The sequence below is a fragment of the Streptomyces sp. CLCI03 genome (assembly GCF_053615355.1).
The window spans coordinates 5,057,952-5,075,116 of the sequence record NZ_CM132132.1; the positions used below are offsets into that span (position 1 = coordinate 5,057,952).

20 protein-coding genes, 1 tRNA gene, 1 pseudogene and 1 riboswitch are annotated in these 17,165 nt (G+C 69.6%); of the genes and pseudogenes, 13 read left to right on the forward strand and 9 right to left on the reverse strand.

From position 1 onward, the window contains the following. Nucleotides 1-52: 52 nt before the first annotated feature. Both ACWG52_RS23320 and ACWG52_RS23325 read left to right on the forward strand, forming a co-directional pair. Nucleotides 53-340 carry a MoaD/ThiS family protein gene (locus ACWG52_RS23320; protein ID WP_389816280.1) on the forward strand — a complete coding sequence of 96 codons (288 nt, stop codon included), beginning with the start codon at nt 53-55 and terminating at the stop codon, nt 338-340. Continuing rightward, complete coding sequence (locus ACWG52_RS23325) at nt 340-1,290, forward strand: PLP-dependent cysteine synthase family protein (protein ID WP_389816283.1); 951 nt, start codon at nt 340-342, stop codon at nt 1,288-1,290. Before ACWG52_RS23320 ends, ACWG52_RS23325 begins: the two co-directional genes overlap by 1 nt. Before the next feature lie 139 nt (nt 1,291-1,429). On the opposite strand, the gene ACWG52_RS23330 is transcribed toward ACWG52_RS23325, so the two are convergent. Next, nucleotides 1,430-1,819 (reverse strand): DUF488 domain-containing protein, encoded by a 390-nt coding sequence (locus tag ACWG52_RS23330; protein WP_389816285.1) that lies wholly within the window; start codon nt 1,817-1,819, stop codon nt 1,430-1,432. Then, nucleotides 1,816-2,235, reverse strand: a complete 420-nt coding sequence (locus tag ACWG52_RS23335; RefSeq protein WP_389816288.1) for a hypothetical protein — start codon at nt 2,233-2,235, stop codon at nt 1,816-1,818. Before ACWG52_RS23335 ends, ACWG52_RS23330 begins: the two co-directional genes overlap by 4 nt. A 195-nt stretch (nt 2,236-2,430) precedes the next feature. Between ACWG52_RS23335 and ACWG52_RS23340 the strand changes: the two genes are divergently transcribed. Continuing rightward, nucleotides 2,431-3,183, forward strand: coding sequence for an MBL fold metallo-hydrolase (locus tag ACWG52_RS23340; protein ID WP_389816291.1), 753 nt, complete (start codon nt 2,431-2,433; stop codon nt 3,181-3,183). Between the two features lie 77 nt (nt 3,184-3,260). Here ACWG52_RS23340 and ACWG52_RS23345 read toward each other — a convergent pair whose 3' ends face one another. Continuing rightward, a complete protein-coding gene (locus tag ACWG52_RS23345; protein ID WP_389816293.1) occupies nt 3,261-4,535 on the reverse strand; it encodes a PTS transporter subunit EIIC in 1,275 nt (424 codons plus the stop codon). A 291-nt stretch (nt 4,536-4,826) separates the two neighbouring features. Further along, a complete protein-coding gene (locus ACWG52_RS23350; protein WP_389816325.1) occupies nt 4,827-6,128 on the reverse strand; it encodes a PTS transporter subunit EIIC in 1,302 nt (433 codons plus the stop codon). A 218-nt stretch (nt 6,129-6,346) separates the two neighbouring features. Between ACWG52_RS23350 and ACWG52_RS23355 the strand changes: the two are divergent. From ACWG52_RS23355 to rdgB, 4 genes and pseudogenes are all read left to right on the forward strand, one after another. Next, nucleotides 6,347-6,589 (forward strand): annotated as a pseudogene (locus tag ACWG52_RS23355) (glucose PTS transporter subunit EIIB); the annotation flags it as partial. A gap of 104 nt (nt 6,590-6,693) precedes the next feature. After that, complete coding sequence (gene rph / locus ACWG52_RS23360) at nt 6,694-7,419, forward strand: ribonuclease PH (RefSeq protein WP_030724328.1); 726 nt, start codon at nt 6,694-6,696, stop codon at nt 7,417-7,419. A gap of 105 nt (nt 7,420-7,524) precedes the next feature. Next, on the forward strand, nt 7,525-7,905 hold the full coding sequence (locus ACWG52_RS23365) for a hypothetical protein (protein ID WP_389816297.1): 381 nt from the start codon (nt 7,525-7,527) through the stop codon (nt 7,903-7,905). Between the two features lie 37 nt (nt 7,906-7,942). Continuing rightward, nucleotides 7,943-8,557 (forward strand): RdgB/HAM1 family non-canonical purine NTP pyrophosphatase, encoded by a 615-nt coding sequence (gene rdgB, locus ACWG52_RS23370; RefSeq protein ID WP_375945171.1) that lies wholly within the window; start codon nt 7,943-7,945, stop codon nt 8,555-8,557. 84 nt (nt 8,558-8,641) lie between these two features. Here rdgB and ACWG52_RS23375 read toward each other — a convergent pair. The 4 genes from ACWG52_RS23375 to bcp form a co-directional block, all read right to left on the reverse strand. Next, nucleotides 8,642-8,717: transfer RNA gene (locus ACWG52_RS23375), tRNA-Leu, on the reverse strand. A 41-nt stretch (nt 8,718-8,758) separates the two neighbouring features. Beyond that, complete coding sequence (locus tag ACWG52_RS23380; protein ID WP_390169497.1) at nt 8,759-9,235, reverse strand: HNH endonuclease signature motif containing protein; 477 nt, start codon at nt 9,233-9,235, stop codon at nt 8,759-8,761. A gap of 38 nt (nt 9,236-9,273) precedes the next feature. Then, nucleotides 9,274-9,915 carry an HNH endonuclease gene (locus ACWG52_RS23385; protein WP_390169495.1) on the reverse strand — a complete coding sequence of 214 codons (642 nt, stop codon included), beginning with the start codon at nt 9,913-9,915 and terminating at the stop codon, nt 9,274-9,276. A 150-nt stretch (nt 9,916-10,065) separates the two neighbouring features. Further along, nucleotides 10,066-10,533: a thioredoxin-dependent thiol peroxidase gene (gene bcp, locus ACWG52_RS23390; protein WP_030009033.1), complete on the reverse strand. Its 468-nt coding sequence runs from the start codon at nt 10,531-10,533 to the stop codon at nt 10,066-10,068. Nucleotides 10,534-10,637: 104 nt separating this feature from the next. Between bcp and ACWG52_RS23395 the strand changes: the two genes are divergently transcribed. The 3 genes from ACWG52_RS23395 (at nt 10,638) to ACWG52_RS23405 (ending at nt 11,809) form a co-directional block, all read left to right on the forward strand. Then, the gene (locus tag ACWG52_RS23395; RefSeq protein WP_208869448.1) at nt 10,638-10,958 is read left to right on the forward strand and encodes a DUF3618 domain-containing protein; all 321 of its coding nucleotides are present in this window, start codon (nt 10,638-10,640) and stop codon (nt 10,956-10,958) included. 43 nt (nt 10,959-11,001) lie between these two features. After that, nucleotides 11,002-11,343, forward strand: coding sequence for a GroES family chaperonin (locus ACWG52_RS23400; RefSeq protein WP_030009035.1), 342 nt, complete (start codon nt 11,002-11,004; stop codon nt 11,341-11,343). 42 nt (nt 11,344-11,385) lie between these two features. Further along, nucleotides 11,386-11,457, forward strand: a riboswitch (guanidine-III (ykkC-III) riboswitch). 31 nt (nt 11,458-11,488) lie between these two features. After that, nucleotides 11,489-11,809 carry a DMT family transporter gene (locus ACWG52_RS23405; RefSeq protein WP_030158619.1) on the forward strand — a complete coding sequence of 107 codons (321 nt, stop codon included), beginning with the start codon at nt 11,489-11,491 and terminating at the stop codon, nt 11,807-11,809. A 6-nt stretch (nt 11,810-11,815) separates the two neighbouring features. Here ACWG52_RS23405 and ACWG52_RS23410 read toward each other — a convergent pair whose 3' ends face one another. Beyond that, nucleotides 11,816-14,266, reverse strand: coding sequence for a transglycosylase domain-containing protein (locus ACWG52_RS23410; RefSeq protein ID WP_453125805.1), 2,451 nt, complete (start codon nt 14,264-14,266; stop codon nt 11,816-11,818). A gap of 198 nt (nt 14,267-14,464) precedes the next feature. Between ACWG52_RS23410 and ACWG52_RS23415 the strand changes: the two genes are divergently transcribed. Genes ACWG52_RS23415 through ACWG52_RS23425 form a run of 3 tightly spaced genes read left to right on the forward strand, consistent with a single transcriptional unit; the run spans nt 14,465 to nt 17,130 of the window. Beyond that, a complete protein-coding gene (locus ACWG52_RS23415; RefSeq protein ID WP_389816307.1) occupies nt 14,465-15,268 on the forward strand; it encodes an ABC transporter permease in 804 nt (267 codons plus the stop codon). Beyond that, nucleotides 15,261-16,157, forward strand: coding sequence for an ABC transporter permease (locus ACWG52_RS23420; RefSeq protein ID WP_390169491.1), 897 nt, complete (start codon nt 15,261-15,263; stop codon nt 16,155-16,157). The genes ACWG52_RS23415 and ACWG52_RS23420 overlap by 8 nt, the downstream gene beginning before the upstream one ends. Nucleotides 16,158-16,161: 4 nt before the next feature. Then, nucleotides 16,162-17,130: an ABC transporter ATP-binding protein gene (locus ACWG52_RS23425; RefSeq protein ID WP_389816309.1), complete on the forward strand. Its 969-nt coding sequence runs from the start codon at nt 16,162-16,164 to the stop codon at nt 17,128-17,130. The last annotated feature ends 35 nt before the right edge of the window (nt 17,131-17,165 follow it).

Below are 17,165 nucleotides of genomic sequence, written 5' to 3' on the forward strand. Positions count from 1 at the left end.
GCGCGCCCCTTTCTCACGCACACCTGCCACGCCCTGACGACTGGAGCCCAGCATGGCCATCGAGGTCCGCATCCCCACCATCCTCCGCACCTACACCGACGGCGAGAAGGTCGTGTCCGGGGAAGGTGCCACGCTCGCCGACCTCTTCGCGGACCTGGAGACCCGTCACAAGGGCATTGAAGAGCGACTCATCGACCAGGCGGCCGGCGGCCAGCTGCGCCGCTTCGTCAACGTCTACCTCAACGACGAGGACGTCCGCTTCCTCGACGGCATCTCCACCGCCCTCAAGGACGGCGACAACGTCACCATCCTCCCGGCCGTGGCCGGCGGATCGAAGTAATGCGCTACGACTCCCCGCTGGCCGCGGTCGGCAACACGCCGCTCGTCCGGCTGCCCCGGCTGTCGCCCTCGGACGACGTCCGCATCTGGGCGAAGCTGGAGGACCGCAACCCGACCGGCTCGATCAAGGACCGCCCCGCGCTCCACATGGTCGAGCAGGCCGAGAAGGACGGCAGGCTCCGCCCCGGCTGCACCATCCTGGAGCCCACCTCCGGCAACACCGGCATCTCGCTGGCGATGGCGGCCAAGCTCAAGGGCTACCGCATCGTGTGCGTGATGCCGGAGAACACCAGCCAGGAGCGGCGCGACCTGCTGGCCATGTGGGGAGCCGAGATCATCTCGTCGCCGGCCGCCGGCGGCTCGAACACCGCGGTCCGGGTGGCCAAGGAACTCGCCGCCGAGCACCCCGACTGGGTGATGCTCTACCAGTACGGCAACCCGGACAACGCGGGCGCCCACTACGCCACCACGGGCCCGGAGATCCTCACGGACCTCCCCTCCATCACCCACTTCGTGGCGGGCCTGGGCACCACCGGCACCCTCATGGGCGTCGGCCGCTACCTGCGCGAACACGTCCCGGGCATCAAGATCGTCGCGGCCGAACCGCGCTACGACGACCTCGTCTACGGGCTGCGCAACCTGGACGAGGGCTTCGTCCCGGAGCTCTACGACGCCTCCGTGCTCACCACCCGCTTCTCGGTGGGCTCGGCGGACGCGGTGACGCGGACCCGGGAGCTGCTGCAGCAGGAGGGCATCTTCGCGGGCGTCTCCACCGGAGCCGCCCTGCACGCGGCGATCGGCGTCGGCCGCAAGGCGGTGGCCGCGGGCGAATCGGCGGACATCGTCTTCGTCGTGGCCGACGGCGGCTGGAAGTACCTCTCGACGGGCGTCTACACCGCGGCGACGACGGAAGAGGCCATCGAAGTCCTCCAGGGCCAACTCTGGGCGTAGCCCTGCCCCCGCGCGCCTCGAACGCCGGCGGGGCTGATCTTTCAGCCTCGCCGGCGTTCGAGGCGCGGGTCCGGGCAGAGCCCGGGAAACGGCGAAAGGGCGGGGCGGGGACCGGCTCCGCGCAGCGGTACCGGCACCGTCAGCCGGACAGCAGCTCCGCGAGCACCGCCGCGTGGCTGGACGCCGGGTCCTTGACCGCGGTCAGCAGCGTGATCGGCCCCGCCTCGGCGAGCCCGCGGAGGCGATCCAGCTCCGCCACCGCCCCCGGCTCCGCCAGCTCCGCCTCGTACCGCTCCCGGAACTCCTGCGCCGACCCCCCGTCGTGGAACCACTTCCGCAGCTCCGTCGACGGCGTCACCGCCTTCGGCCACTCTCCCCCAGCTACCGCTGGGAGGTGCCCCCGGACCCCGGCCACCGCCTTCGCCAGGCCGCGCGGCCAGAGCCGGTCCACGAGGATCCGCACCCCGTCCGCCCCCGGCTCCGGCGGGTCGTACACCCGCCGCAGACGGGTCGCCGGTTCCCGCTTCACCGCGCGCCTCCCAGACCCTTGATCTCGTCCCACACCGCGGGGTCCAGCATCCCCAACCGGCTCCGGAACTCCCACAGCGACACCTCCGCCGGCCGGTCCGCCTCCAGGAAGCTCGCCCGGCCCTGCCCGCCCACCGTCCCCGGGGGCAGCGGGATCACCCCGGCCCGCCGATCGTCGTACTTCCCGGTGATCCACGCGACCCGCGCCCGGTGGCCCCGTACCGACCCCACCGCCAGGACCAGGCACGTACGACCGTCGGCCAGGGACCACAGCTCGCCCGCCCGCGGCTGCGGCGGCGGACCGGACCCGTGCGCCGGCGGCGCCCGGCGGGGCAGCCCGGAGCGGCCCCCGGCGACCAGCACCAGCAGCGCCACGGCCACCACCGCGGCCACCGCGGGCCACCAGGACGTGTCCATGCTTCGACCGTAACCGCGCGGGAACGCCCCGGCATGGCAACGCCCGTGCCCACCGTCGCTCCCCCGGGTGACAGCGCAGGTGATTCCCCCCACAACGGCCTGCCGCGGAGGAGCGACCGGACGTTTCGCGCCTTACGCTCGACGCACGCACGGCCCGCATTCCGTCCACGGACCGTCCTCGGAGGTTCACGCTCCATGAAGCTCACCGTCGTCGGCTGTTCGGGGTCGTTCCCGTCCGCGGAATCGGCCTGTTCGAGCTACCTCGTCGAGGCCGACGGCTTCCGGCTGCTCCTCGACATGGGCAACGGCGCCCTCGGCGAGCTGCAGCGCCACATCGGCCTCTACGACCTCGACGCGATCTTCCTGAGCCACCTGCACGCCGACCACTGCATCGACATGTGCGCGTACTTCGTCGCCCGCTACTACCGGCACGAGGGCGGCCGCTGCGGCACCATCCCCGTCTACGGGCCCGAGGGCACCGAGCGCCGGCTGACCACCGCCTACGACGACGTCCCCGACGAGCGCTCGATGAGCGAGGTCTTCGACTTCCGCACGCTGAAGTCCGGGACCTTCGAGATCGGCCCGCTGCATGTCCGCACCGAGCGGGTCTCCCACCCGGTCGAGGCGTACGGCATCCGCGTCGAGCACGGCGGCCGCTCGATCACGTACTCCGGGGACACCGGTACCTGCCCCGAGCTGGGTCTGCTCGCCGACGGCACCGACCTCTTCCTGTGCGAGTCCTCCTTCACGCACGGCAAGGAGGACATCCCGGGTCTGCACCTGAACGGCCGTGAGGCGGGCGAGTACGCGGCCGGCGGTCGCGTGGGCCGACTCGTCCTCACCCACATCCCGCCGTGGACCGACCCCGAGCAGAACCTCGCCGACGCCCGCGCGGTCTACGACGGCCCGGTCGACCTGGCGTACTCGGGCGCGGTCTACGAGGTCTGACCCCGGCCACGACGCACGAAGGAGCCCCCGCCCTCCCGGAAGGGAGAGCGGGGGCTCCTTCGTGCCTACGGGACCGCCTACTTGGCGTCGGCCTTGGCCATCTCGGCCAGCTCCTCGTCGGACTCGCGGCCCGGCGTCGGGAGGTTGAACTTGACGATCGCGAAACGGAACCCGAAGTAGTAGATCGCTCCGAAGACCAGACCGATCGGGATGATCATCCATGGGTTGGTCGCCTTGCTCCACCCGAGGCCGAGGTCGATCAGACCCGCGGAGAAGGTGAAGCCCGCGTGGACCCCGAGCGCCCAGGTGATCGCCATGGAGAGGGCGGTCAGGACGGCGTGGATCGCGTACAGCACCGGCGCGATGAACATGAACGAGAACTCGATGGGCTCGGTGACACCCGTGACGAACGAGGTGAGGGCGAGCGAGACCATCATGCCGGTGACGGCGTTGCGGCGCTCCGGGCGAGCGGTGTGGGCGATGGCCAGGGCGGCGGCCGGCAGGCCGAACATCATGATCGGGAAGAAGCCCGTCATGAACAGACCGGCCTCCGGGTCACCGGCGAAGAAGCGGTTCAGGTCACCGTGGACGACCTCGCCGGCGGCGTTGGTGAAGTCACCGATCTGGAACCAGGCGACGGTGTTGACGAACTGGTGCATGCCGATCGGGATCAGCGCGCGGTTGATGACACCGAAGATGCCGGCGCCCGCGGCGCCCAGACCGGTCATCCACTCACCGAAGTTGGAGATGACCTCGCCGATCGGCTCCCACACCAGGCCGAAGAACACACCGGCGATGACGCCGACGAAGGCCATGATGATCGGGACGAGGCGGCGGCCGTTGAAGAAGCCGAGCCAGTCCACCAGCTTGGTGCGGTGGTAGCGCTGCCACAGGACCGCGGCGAGCAGACCCATGATGATGCCGCCGAGGACGCCGGGGTTGTTGTACGTCGCGGCGACGTCGACACCCTTGTTCTCGGTGGTGTTGATGACGACCTCGGTCACCGGGAAGGCGGTGAGGACGTTCTTGTAGACCAGGAACCCGACGAGCGCGGCGAGCGCCGTGGAGCCGTCCGCCTTCTTGGCGAAGCCGATGGCGACACCGATGCAGAACAGCAGCGGCAGGTTGCTGAAGACCGCGTCACCGGCGGTGGCGAACACCGTGGCGACCTTGCCCCAGCCGAGACCGTCCGCGCCGAAGACGTCGGGCTGACCGAGACGCAGCAGGATGCCGGCGGCGGGCAGGACGGCGATGGGCAGCTGGAGGCTGCGGCCGACCTTCTGCAGGCCCTGGATCAGGCCGGATCCCCGCTTCTTGGCGGGCGGCGCAGCGGCGTCAGTAGCCGTACTCATAACTTCCTCCGGGGGGAGCAAGGCGCCGCCAAGGGGTGCAACCACGAGGGACGGCGACGTCTCAGAAAGGGGGACACGCCGCCGGGGGAAGCGGTCGTGGTCTACACCAATTCATGGTGTAGACCAGTTGTAACACGGTGAGGGTTAGATAAGGAACCTTCGATTTCCTGTGGCCTGGATCACATGTCCCGAGGTGTGCCGAAGGGCCCCCGGATCGTGATCCAGGGGCCCTTGACGGACCGTACGGTAACCCTTCGAGAACCGGCCCGAACCGGTTCGAGCGGGCCCGGCTCAGGCCTTCGTCGTCTCCGACTCCATCGCCGCGATCTCCTCGTCCGACTCCCGACCCGGCGTCGCCAGATCGAACTTCGTGATCGCGAAACGGAACACCACGTAATAGACGAGCGCGAAACACAGACCGATCGGAACGATCAGCCAGGGCTTCGTCGCCAGGTTCCAGTTGATGACGTAGTCGATCAAGCCCGCCGAGAAGCTGAAACCGTCCTTGACGCCCAACCCCCACGACACCGCCATGGACACACCCGTCAGCACCGCGTGCACCGCGTACAACATGGGCGCCACGAACAGGAAGGAGTACTCCAACGGCTCCGTGATCCCGGTGACGAACGACGTCAGAGCCACCGACAGCATCAGACCACCGACCTCCTTGCGCCGCTGCGGCTTCGCGCAGTGCGTGATCGCCAGCGCCGCCGCCGGCAGCGCGAACATCATGATCGGGAAGAAACCGGTCAGGAACAGGCCCGCGGTCGGATCACCGTGCAGGAACATGTTGATGTCACCGTGGTACGTCTTCCCGTCCGCCGCCGTGTACGACCCGAACTGGAACCAGACCGGCACGTTCAGGAACTGGTGCAGGCCGATCACCAACAGCGCGCGGTTCGCGACACCGAAGATGCCGCCACCCCAGGCACCGAGCCCCCGCAACCAGTCGGAGAAACTCTCCAGCGCGTCCCCGACCGGCGGCCAGACCCACAGACAGAGCGCCGCGAACGCGATCGCGACGAACGACATGATGATCGGGACCAACCGCCGACCGTTGAAGAAGCCCAGCCAGTCCACCAACTTCACCCGGTGGTACCGCTGCCAGAAATAGGCCGCCAGCAGCCCCATGATGATGCCGCCGAAGACCCCCGGATTCTGGTACGTGTACGCCACGAAGGTGTCGTTCGGCCCCAGGCAGCCACCCCCGATGTCCTTGGTCCCCTCCGGGCAGGCCTTCTGGAACGCGTGCAGCACCCCCCGGTAGACGAGGAACCCCGCCGTGGCCGCGAGGGCCGTCGAACCGTCCGCCTTCTTCGCCATACCGATGGCGACCCCGATGCAGAACAGCAGCGGCAGACCGAGATCCGGATCGAGCAGCGCCCCACCCGCACCCGCCATCACCTTCGCGACGTCCGTCCACTGCAACCCGTCCGCGCCGAACACGTCCGGCTGCCCCAGCCGCAGCAGGATGCCCGCCGCCGGCAGCACCGCGATCGGGAGCTGCAGGCTGCGCCCCATCTTCTGCAGCCCCTGGAACAGGTTGTTCCGCCAATTCGGCTGTGCCGTTGCTTTGGAGCTGCTCACGCTCATCGGCGTCCTCCCTGGCCGGCCCGTTTTGGCTGCCGCAACACTTACGGCACACTGGTGTAGACCAGTTGTGGGCGGGTTGCTGCTGATCGTCATCATTCGACAGAAGCCCGTCATGTGCCTGCGTAGATGGGCCAACCGTGCGTTACCGTGACGAAGCGGACCGTGCAGGTGGGTAGCCATGTACCGGCCGCCGAGACCCGTTCTTCGAAACACTCAGGGAGAAACACATGGCCACCAAGGCTGAGAAGATCGTCGCCGGGCTCGGCGGCATCGAGAACATCGAAGAGGTCGAGGGCTGCATCACCCGCCTGCGCACCGAGGTCATCAACCCCGACCTCGTCGACGAAGCCGCGCTCAAGGCCGCCGGCGCCCACGGCGTCGTCAAGATGGGCACCGCGATCCAGGTCGTCATCGGCACCGACGCCGACCCCATCGCCGCCGACATCGAAGACATGATGTGATCCGGACCTCCTGAGCAGGCCCGACGGACCCCGTCCCGGAAGCCCCGGACGGGGTCTTCGCACACCGACACAGCCCCGGGCCGGCACCGACTAGGCTCGGAGCCATGTCTCGCATCGACGGCCGTACGCCCGAACAGCTCCGCCCGGTCACCATCGAACGCGGATGGAGCAAGCACGCCGAGGGCTCCGTCCTCGTCTCCTTCGGAGACACCAAGGTCTTCTGCACCGCCTCCTTCACCGAAGGCGTCCCGCGCTGGCGCAAGGGCAGCGGCGAAGGCTGGGTCACCTCCGAATACTCGATGCTGCCCCGCTCCACCAACACCCGCGGCGACCGCGAATCCGTCCGCGGCAAGATCGGCGGCCGCACCCACGAGATCTCCCGCCTGATCGGCCGCTCCCTGCGCGCCGTCATCGACTACAAGGCCCTCGGCGAGAACACCATCGTCCTGGACTGCGACGTCCTCCAGGCCGACGGCGGCACCCGCACCGCCGCCATCACCGGCGCCTACGTCGCCCTCGCCGACGCCGTCGCCTGGGGCCAGAAGAAGAAGTTCGTCAAGGCCGGCCGCAAGCCCCTCACCGGCACCGTCGCCGCCGTCAGCGTCGGCATCGTCGACGGCGTCCCGCTCCTCGACCTCTGCTACGAGGAGGACGTCCGCGCCGAGACCGACATGAACGTGGTCTGCACCGGCGACGGCCGCTTCGTCGAGGTCCAGGGCACCGCCGAAGGCGAGCCCTTCGACCGCAAGGAACTCAACGCCCTCCTCGACCTCGCCGCCGGCGGCTGCGCCGACCTCGAAGCCATCCAGCGGGGCGCGCTCGAACTGTAGCCGGCAACCGCCGGGCCCGGCCCGGCGTCCAGGAAGATACGGGCGCACGGTTTCGCCACCGTGCGCCCGTCCTCGTAGCGTCCAAGCCCTCAGGGGGAGAACCGCATGAAGCTCCGCATAGCGGCCGTAGCCGTGGCCGCCGTACTCACCGTCCCGGCCCTGTCCGCCTGCGACGCGATCTCCACGGCCATGGACTGCGCGAACACCGCCGTGGCCATCACGGACGGCGCCAACGACCTCCAGCAGGCCGTCTCCCAGGCGGGCAACAGCCCCCAGGACGCACAGAACGCGCTCAACCAGATCGAGACGAACCTGAAGAAGATCGGCGACCAGACGGACAACGCCGACCTCGGCAAGGCCATCGACTCCATGAACACGGCCGTCAAGAACGTCCGCGCCTCGATCGAGAGCGGCAACACCGCCCCGGACATCCAGCCCGTCGCGGACGCGGCGAGCGAGCTGTCGAAGGTCTGCACCCCGGGCTGATCCGCCCCCCGGGACGGCCCCCGGGATAATGGGGGGCATGACCTCGACGCCCAGCCGCCTCATCCTGGCCACCCGCAACGCGGGCAAAGTCTCCGAACTCCGCGCGATCCTGTCCGACGCCGGCCTGCCGCACGAGCTGGTCGGCGCGGACGCGTACCCCGAGATCCCGGACGTCAAGGAAACCGGCGTCACCTTCGCCGAGAACGCCCTCCTCAAGGCCCACGCCCTGGCCCAAGCCACCGGCCTCCCGGCGGTCGCCGACGACTCCGGCCTCTGCGTGGACGTCCTGCACGGCGCCCCCGGCATCTTCTCGGCCCGCTGGGCCGGCACCCACGGCGACGACAAGGCCAACCTGGACCTGCTGCTTGCCCAGCTCGGCGACATCGCCGACGAGAACCGCGGGGCCCACTTCGCGTGCGCGGCGGCCCTGGCCCTGCCGGACGGCACCGAACGCGTCGTCGAGGGCCGCCTCCTGGGCACCCTGCGCCACACCCCGTCCGGCACGGGCGGCTTCGGCTACGACCCGATCCTCCAGCCGCAGGGCGACACCCGCACGTGCGCGGAACTGACCCCGGCGGAGAAGAACGCCATCTCCCACCGCGGCCAGGCCTTCCGCGCCCTGGTCCCCTTCGTTCGCGCCCTCCTGGGCTGACCGCCGCGTCCTCCGGGCCCCGTGGACGTACCGAAACGCCGAAGGCCTGCCTTCCCGGAGCCCGGGAAGACAGGCCTTTCGTGCTGGTACGCCCGATCGGATTCGAACCGACAGACACGACCACCTAAAGATCGCCGCTCAGCCGTTGGCGTACGGGCGCAAGCCAAGACCACTGTACTTGGTGGCGGCTGGATAGGGGGACTAGCTGCCGGATCTGCGGGGTCTTCCACCGCGGCACCATGTGCTGGTGACCGCGTGACAGTTGGGGCACAGGAGCCGGAGGTTCTCGCGCTGGTCGTTGCTCCAGTCGCCGTCGATGTGGTCGACCTCCAGCGTCATCGGCTGTCCCCGCCAGACAGGGGGCGTCCCGCACATCGAGCAGCATTCGGGGACGCCGACCTCGCGCAGCGCCCGCAGGAGCAGGTGCGAGCGGGTTCGGCGCCGACCGTCGTGCCTCACGAGGATGTCCGCGGCCTTCCGCACGCTGACGGTGCCGGGTTTGCCACGCTGGTGGGCCTGGCCGAGGAAGTGCGTGGTCGACAGGCCGTCCTCGTGGATCCAGCTCCTGAGGGCCTGGTTCATGCTTCCCGAGGGCTCTCGGCCCAGCCGCCGCAGGGTTTCGGCCAGCGAGTGGGACGTGGCAACGGCCTCGCGGAGGATGGCGGCTTCGGGCTTCACGCGCCTCGCGTACGTCCGGCGCCGAGGCGCTGGGTTCGTCATCGCCGGCGACCCTTTGCTCGACCGCGGTAGGTGTCCGTGGCGGAGTGGCAATTCGGGCAGAGCAGCCGCAGGTTCTCCGGTCGGTTGTTGCGCCAGTCGCCGTCGATGTGGTCGACCTCAAGGGGGAGCGGCCGTCCCTGCCAGACGGCTTCGACGCCGCACAGCCGGCACGCTTCGGGAATTCCGATGGCTGTGAGGGCCTGCTTGAGGTGGGCGCTCTGCGTACGGCGAGCCTGCGGGTCTTCCTGCCTGATTAACACCGTTTCCGGGGTCCGCCGGACTTTTGGGCGCCCCGCCGGTGAGGGCAACACGAAATGGGACGTGTCTATCCCGAACGCCTTGACCCTGCGGCTGATGTGGGTGTGGTGGCCGCCCACCACGTCGAGTCCCAGGCGCCTGAGTACCTCGCACATGTTCGTCGACGCGGCAACGGCCTCCGCCAGTACTTCCCGCGTCCACCTCGCCCCGTCCCGCTCGAAGTGCGAGACGTCCACGCCCAGGCTTCGCATGCGGTCGTGCAGATACCTACGCGACGGGCCGTTCGGGTCCACTCCCAGCCGGCGCAGCGCCTCCGTCAGTGTCCGCGCCCCTTCGGCGGCTTCCGCCAGGCGTTCCTTCGTATACGGGCTGATCGGCATACCCGCCCCCCTCCGCTAGGACCGGCCGCGCGTGCGGCCCTCGTACAGAGCAACGACACCGGAAGGCGGACGGTCACGGGCTGTTTCGTCCGATAAGCGGAGCGGCCCGCACCGGATGGGTGCGGGCCGCTCCGGGGGGTGGGGCGGGGGTCAGAGGCCCAGGTCTTTGATGATCTTGGCTACGTGGCCCGTGGCCTTGACGTTGTAGAAGGCGTGCTCGACCTTGCCCTCCTCGTCGACGACCACCGTCGAGCGGATGACCCCGGTGACCGTCTTGCCGTACAGCTTCTTCTCGCCGTACGCGCCGTACGCCGTCAGCGTCTCCTTCTCCGGGTCGCTGACCAGGGTGACCTTCAGGTCCTCCTTCTCGCGGAACTTCGCCAGCTTCTCCGGCTTGTCCGGGGACACGCCGATGACGTCGTAGCCGTGTCCCGTCAGGAAGGACAGGTTGTCCGTGAAGTCGCAGGCCTGCTTCGTGCAGCCCGGGGTCAGCGCGGACGGGTAGAAGTAGACGATCACCTTGCGGCCCTTGTGGTCGGCGAGCGAGACCTCGTTGCCGTCCGCATCGGGCAGGGTGAAGGCGGGGGCGGTGTCGCCCGGCTGGAGTCGCTCGCTCATCGTGACACTCTCCTCGGGAGGGGATCGGTATGCCATGAGACTAAGCTGACAGACTGTTCATGGCGGACTACGCCCCACACGACCACGACGACGGAGGCAGCGCGGTGCCGGAAGCCAGGACCCCCGCACAGATCGAGGCGGACATCGTCCGCCGCCGTGAGCAGCTCGCCGAGACGCTCGACGAGATCGGTGTGCGCATGCACCCGAAGACGATCATCGGGGACGCGAAGGCACGGGTCGCCTCGACCGTCGACCAGACCGCCGGGCGGGCCTTCGCCACGGTGAACCGGCTCGTGACGGATCTGCGGGACGGTCTGCGGCACGACGACGGGGCTCCGCGCGTCGACCGGATCGTGCCCGTCGCGCTGGTCGCGGTGAGCCTGGTCGGGTTGATCGTGGTGTCGGCGCGCCGCAAGCGCGGATGACCCTGAGGGGTACGGGGCGGGCGTGGGCAGGTAGGTTCGTGGCGTGAGCGAGAACACCACCCACGACAAGCTGCCCATCCGCATGTTGCACGACCGCGTGCTCGTGAAGTCCGATCTGCCGGAGGGCGAGCGGCGCTCGGGCGGCGGCATCCTGATTCCCGCGACGGCCGCGGTGGGCAAGCGGCTGGCCTGGGCCGAGGTGGTCGCGGTCGGGCAGAACGTCCGGACGGTCGAGCCGGGTGACCGGGTGCTGTACGACCCCGAGGACCGTGCCGAGGTCGAGGTGCGGGGTGCGACGTACGTGCTGATGCGCGAGCGGGATCTGCACGCCGTGGCCGCGGAGCGGCTGGAGGGGTCGGAGGACTCCACCGGGCTGTATCTCTGAGTTGTCGGAAAAGGGCTGGTGGCGCAGGTCACCGGCCGTTTTCGCGGCCTTTTGCTACGGTGGAGGGGAACCCCGACGAGACGCGCCGTACCGGGTACGACAAGACGACGCACCCCGTATCGCTCGTTGTCTCGGAGGTGCCGTCATGGCATGGGTTCTTCTTCTCGTCGCCGGTCTGCTCGAGGTCGGCTGGTCGATCGGCATGAAGTTCACCGAAGGTTTCACCCGGCTGTGGCCGAGTGTGTTCACGGGTGCCGGGATCGTCGCGAGCATGGTGTTGCTGTCCTACGCCGCGAAGACCCTGCCCATCGGTACGGCGTACGGGGTGTGGGTGGGCATCGGTGCCGCCGGCGCGGCCGTGCTCGGTATGGCGGTGTTGGGTGAGCCCGTCACCGCCGCCCGGATCTTCTTCATCTGTCTGTTGCTGGTCGCCGTGGTGGGGCTGAAGGCGACCTCCGGTCACTGATCCTCGTCATTCGAGGAAGGCGGACGGTGGTCGCAGGCCTTCGGCCGGGCCGCCGTCGCCGCCCTGGGTGCTGCCTTGTGCGCCGCCCTCGGTGTTGCCCTGGCCGGCGCCCTGGGTGCCTTGGGTGGTGCCGGCCTGGTCGCCGCCCTGGGTGGTGCCGCCGTTGTCCTGACCGCCGTTGTTCTGGCCCCCGTTGTCCTGGCCGCCCTGGTTCTGGCCTCCGTTGTTCTGTCCGCCCTGGTTGCGCCCGCCGGTCGTGTCGGTCGGTGAGGGGCGGCGGGTCGGGCGTTCGGGGGTGCTGGGCGAGGGTTCGCCGGGGGTCTCCGGCGGCGGTTCGGACTCCGGCTCGGTCGGCGGTGGGGGTGGGGCGGCGCCGGGCTGGAGTTCCAGGTCGAAGTCGACGGGGTCGGTGCCTTCCAGGGCGGTCTTGGTGTACGCGGCCCAGATGCGGGCGGGGTAGCCGCCGCCGCCGATGCGGGCCTCGCCGAGGGCGCCGTAGAGGGATTCGAGGGTTCCGGTGTCCGGGTCCTGGCCCATCATGGAGATCACGGTGACCAGGTCGGGGGTGTAGGCCGCGAACCAGGCCGAGCGGTCGAGTTCGCCGGTGCCGGTCTTGCCCGCGGCGGGGTGGCCGGCGGCGAGGGCGGCGGTACCGGTGCCGTTGTCCACGACGCTGACCAGCATGGACGTGGTGGTGTCGGCGGCTTCGCGGCTGATGGCCTGGGTGGGGGTGCGCTCGGGGAGGCCGATGGTGTCGCCGCCCTTGGTGATCTTCTCCACGAAGGTGTAGGGGGTGCGGCGGCCGTGGTCGGCGAGGGTGGCGTAGGCCTGGGTCATGTCCAGGACGCTCGCCTGGAGGGTGCCGAGTGCCATGGCGGGGCCGGGGACGAAGTTGGGGGTGTTCTCGGGGATGCCGAGGTCGATGGCGGTCTTCTTGACCTTGCCGGTGCCGACGTCGACGGCCATCTGCGCGTACACGGCGTTGACGGAGAGGTCGGTGGCGGTGTTGACGGTGATGTTGCCGTAGGAGATCTGGCCCTCGTTCTCGGGGGCGAAGCGGATGCGGCCGCCGACGACGGGGCGTTTGTTGTCGCCGCTGTAGATCGTGTTCGGGGTGATCCGGCGGCCGTCCTGGGTGCGGGAGTCGTTCTCGACGGCGGCGGCGAAGACGAAGGGCTTGAAGGTGGAGGCGACCTGGTAGTCGTGGCGGGTCGCGTTGTTCACGTACTGCTTGGTGTAGTCGATGCCGCCGTACATGGCGAGGACCTTGCCGGTGGCCGGGTCGATGGAGACTCCGCCGGTGCGGACCAGTCGGTCGGCCTTGCGCGTCTCGGGTTCGAGTTTGCTGACCATCTGGCTGTCGACGGCGTCGACGAGGGCGCTCTGGCGGCGTTTGTCGATGGTGGTGGTGATGCGGTAGCCGCCTTCGGCGAGGGTCTTGTCGTCGAGGATCTCGTTGTCGACGATGTAGTCCTTGATCGCCTCGACGAGGTAGCCGCGTTGGCCGGACAGGCCGGCGGCGGCGCGGACCTTGCCCGGTTCGGGGAACTGGGTCGTCGCGCGTTCGGCGGGGGTCAGCCACTGCTTCTTGACCATGCCGTCGAGTACGTAGTTCCAGCGGGCGAGGGCGCGGGGGCGGCTCTGGGGGTGGGAGACGACGTCGAAGGCGCTGGGGGAGTTGAGGAGGGTGGCGAGGTACGCGCCCTCGGCGGTGGTGAGTTTGCCCACGTCCTTGCCGTAGTAGGCCTGGGCGGCGGCCTGGATGCCGTAGGCGTTGCGGCCGAAGTAGCTGGTGTTCAGGTAGCCCTCAAGAATGTAGTTCTTCGACTTCTCGCGACCGAGTTTGATCGCGATGAAGAACTCTTTGGCCTTGCGTTTGAGCGTCTGTTCCTGGCCCAAGTAGTAGTTCTTGACGTACTGCTGGGTGATCGTAGAACCGGACTGGGTGCCCTTGCCGGTCGCGGTGTTCCAGGCGGCGCGGATCATCGCCTTGGGGTCCACCGCCCGTTCGGAGTAGAAGTCCCGGTCCTCGGCGGCCAGTACGGCCTCCTGCACGGACCGGGGGATCTGCGACAGCGGTACGTTGACGCGGTTGACCTCGCCGTCGCGGGCGATCTGGGAGCCGTCGGAGTACAGGTAGACGTTGGACTGCGCGGTGGCCGCGGCGTTGGCGGGCGGGATGTCGACCAGCAGGTAGCCGGCGACGAGGGCGCCGCCGATCAGCAGGGAGACGAGCAGGATGCCGCCCAGGACCATGCGCCAGGTGGGCAGGAAGCGGCGCCACCCGGTTCTCTTCCGCCGGGCCTTCTTCCCCGGCCGGCCGTCCCGCTGCGGTTCACCGCGCTGTGCCTGCTGTGCCTGCTGTGACGCCGACGGGTCGGTGCGCGGCTGCGGTACGTCCGGCGGGGTGTCGGGGTCGCGAGGGGTCCAGCCCGGGGGTGGTGACTGGTCGCTCATCTCCAGGACTCCTCGACGCCGTTCAAAATATCCACTTCTGTACCTCATGGTGTCTACCCGATGGCCGCTGATTACGCTCCGGACGGGCATAAATCGGTCGCGTGGCTCGCCCCTCCGCACTAAGCTCGCGCGCTTTGGCCGACGTAGGAACGACGTGGGAAACGGAGGGATACGGTGCGCCGAAGAGTGCGACGCGGAGTGGATCTCTACCTGGCGGTCGCGGCAGGCGGATTCAGGCGGTACGCCACCTACGGCATCGCGACAGCGGCCGGGGTGTTCACCAACACCGTGTTCGGGTTCATCGTGGCCTACACGTACATCGCGCTGTGGGACGAGCGGCCCGGACTCGGCGGCTACGACCAGGCGCAGGCACTGACCTTCGTCTGGGTGAGCCAGTCGCTGCTGGCCGCCGCCGCCCTGATCGGCGGCGGCTTCCAGGAGGAGCTCCAGGAGCGGATCCGGACCGGCGACATCGCGGTCGACCTCTACCGGCCCGCGGACCTCCAGATGTGGTGGCTCGCGGCCGATCTGGGGCGGGCCGGCTTCCAGTTGCTGGGCCGCGGGGTGGTGCCGCTGGTGGCGGGGGCGCTGGCGTTCCCGCTGGCGCTGCCCGTCGACCCGCTGCGCTGGCTGCTGTTCCTGGTGTCCGTCCTGCTGGCGCTGGTGGTCAGCTTCGCGCTGCGCTACATGGTGGGGCTGGTGGCCTTCTGGCTGATGGACGGGGCCGGCATCAACATCATGGCCACGGTCGCCTCCATCTTCTTCTCCGGGATGCTGCTGCCGCTGACCGTCTTCCCGGGCGGCTTCGGCGAGTTCGTCCGCGTCCTGCCGTGGTCGGCGATGCTGCAGGTGCCGATGGACGTCCTGCTGGGCAAGCACTCCGGGGCCGGGGCCGCGGCCGAGGCGTTGGGCTTCCAGGCCGGGTGGGCGCTCGTACTGCTGGGGACGGGGCGGCTGTTGCAGTCGGCCGCGACGCGGAAGGTGGTGGTCCAGGGTGGCTGAGGCGGAAGCGGAGGCAACGGCGGTCCCGGTGCGCGTACGGGACCGGGACGTCGTGGTGGCCGATGAGCCCCGGCGCGGCGGCCCGGTCCGGGAGGGGCTGCGCGGCTACCGGTTGATCGTGGCGATGTGGATCCGCTCCACGATGACGTACCGGACGTCCTTCGTCATGACGACCGTCGGGCACGCGGTGATCACGCTCCTGGACTTCGTCGCGATCGCCGTCATGTTCTCCCACGTGGACGCGCTCGGCGGCTTCACGCTGCCCGAGATCGCCCTGCTGTACGGGTCCTGCTCGGCCTCCCTGGGCCTGGCGGACATGCTGCTGGGGAACACCGACCGGATCGGCGCCCGGATCCGTGACGGCTCGCTGGACACGATGCTGGTGCGGCCGGTCCCGGTGCTCGCGCAGGTCGCGGCGGACCGGTTCGCGCTGCGCCGACTGGGCCGCATCGGACAGGGCCTCGGGGTGATGGGCTGGGCGGTCTGGACCCTGGAGGTGGACTGGACGGCCGGGAAGGTGCTGCTGGTGCCCGTGATGGTGATCGCGGGTGCGGCCATCTTCGCGGCGGTGATGGTGACCGGGGCGGCCTTCCAGTTCGTCACCGGGGACGCGGCGGAGGTGCAGAACTCCTTCACCTACGGCGGCTGCACGATGCTGCAGTACCCGCCGACCGTGTTCGCGAAGGACCTGCTGCGCGGGGTGACCTTCATCGTCCCGCTGGCCTTCGTCAACTGGCTGCCCGCACTGCACGTGTTGGGGCGGCCCGATCCGCTGGGACTGCCCGGGTGGGTCGCGTACCTGAGCCCGCTGGTGGCCTTCGTGGTGTTCCTGCCCGCGTCGCTGGCGTGGCGCGCGGGAGTCCGTTCGTACCGAAGCACGGGGAGCTAGAGCTGTGGCGGATGCGCTGATCTCGCTGGACGGGGTTGAGAAGGTCTTTGACGTACGGCGCCGGGTGAGCCTGATGCGTCGGGAGAAACGCCAGGTCAGAGCGGTGGACGGGATCAGTTTCGAGGTCGCCCGCGGCGAGATGGTCGGCTACATCGGGCCCAACGGCGCGGGGAAGTCCACGACGATCAAGATGCTGACCGGCATCCTGACCCCGAGCGGCGGCCGGCTACGGGTCGCGGGCATCGACCCGGCAAGGGAACGGATGCGGCTGGCGCACCGGATCGGGGTGGTGTTCGGGCAGCGCACCACGCTGTGGTGGGACCTGCCGCTGAAGGACTCGTACGGGCTGATGCGGCGGCTGTACCGGGTGCCGCGGGCGCGGTTCGAGGAGAACCTGGAGCGCTGCGTGGAACGGCTCGACCTGGCCGAGCTGCTGGACGTACCGGTACGGCAGTTGTCGCTGGGGCAGCGGATGCGCGGGGACATCGCGGCGGCGCTGCTGCACGACCCGGAGGTGCTGTACCTGGACGAGCCGACGATCGGGCTCGATGTCGTGAGCAAGGCGAAGGTACGGGGCTTCCTGCGGCAGCTGAACGAGGAACTCGGCACGACCGTGCTGCTCACGACGCACGACCTCCAGGACATCGAGCAGCTGTGCGAGCGGGTGATGGTGATCGACCACGGGCGGTTGATGTACGACGGGCCGTTGGGCGGGCTGCACGCGGCCGGGGCGGTGGGGGAGAGCGAGCGGACGCTGGTGGTGGACCTGGAGCGGGAACTCGCGCCGATCAGTGTGGCGGGGGCTCGGGTGGTGAAGGTGGAGGGGCCGCGGCAGTGGCTGGCGTTCCCGGCGGGGACCTCGGCGGCGCCCTTGGTGGCGGCGGTGGCGGCGGACTACCCGCTGGTGGACCTGTCGGTGCGGGAGCCGGACATCGAGGACGTGATCGCGCGGATGTACGCGGGCCGGGGCTGACGGTCCCCTGCATCAGGGGAAAGCCGGGGGCGATC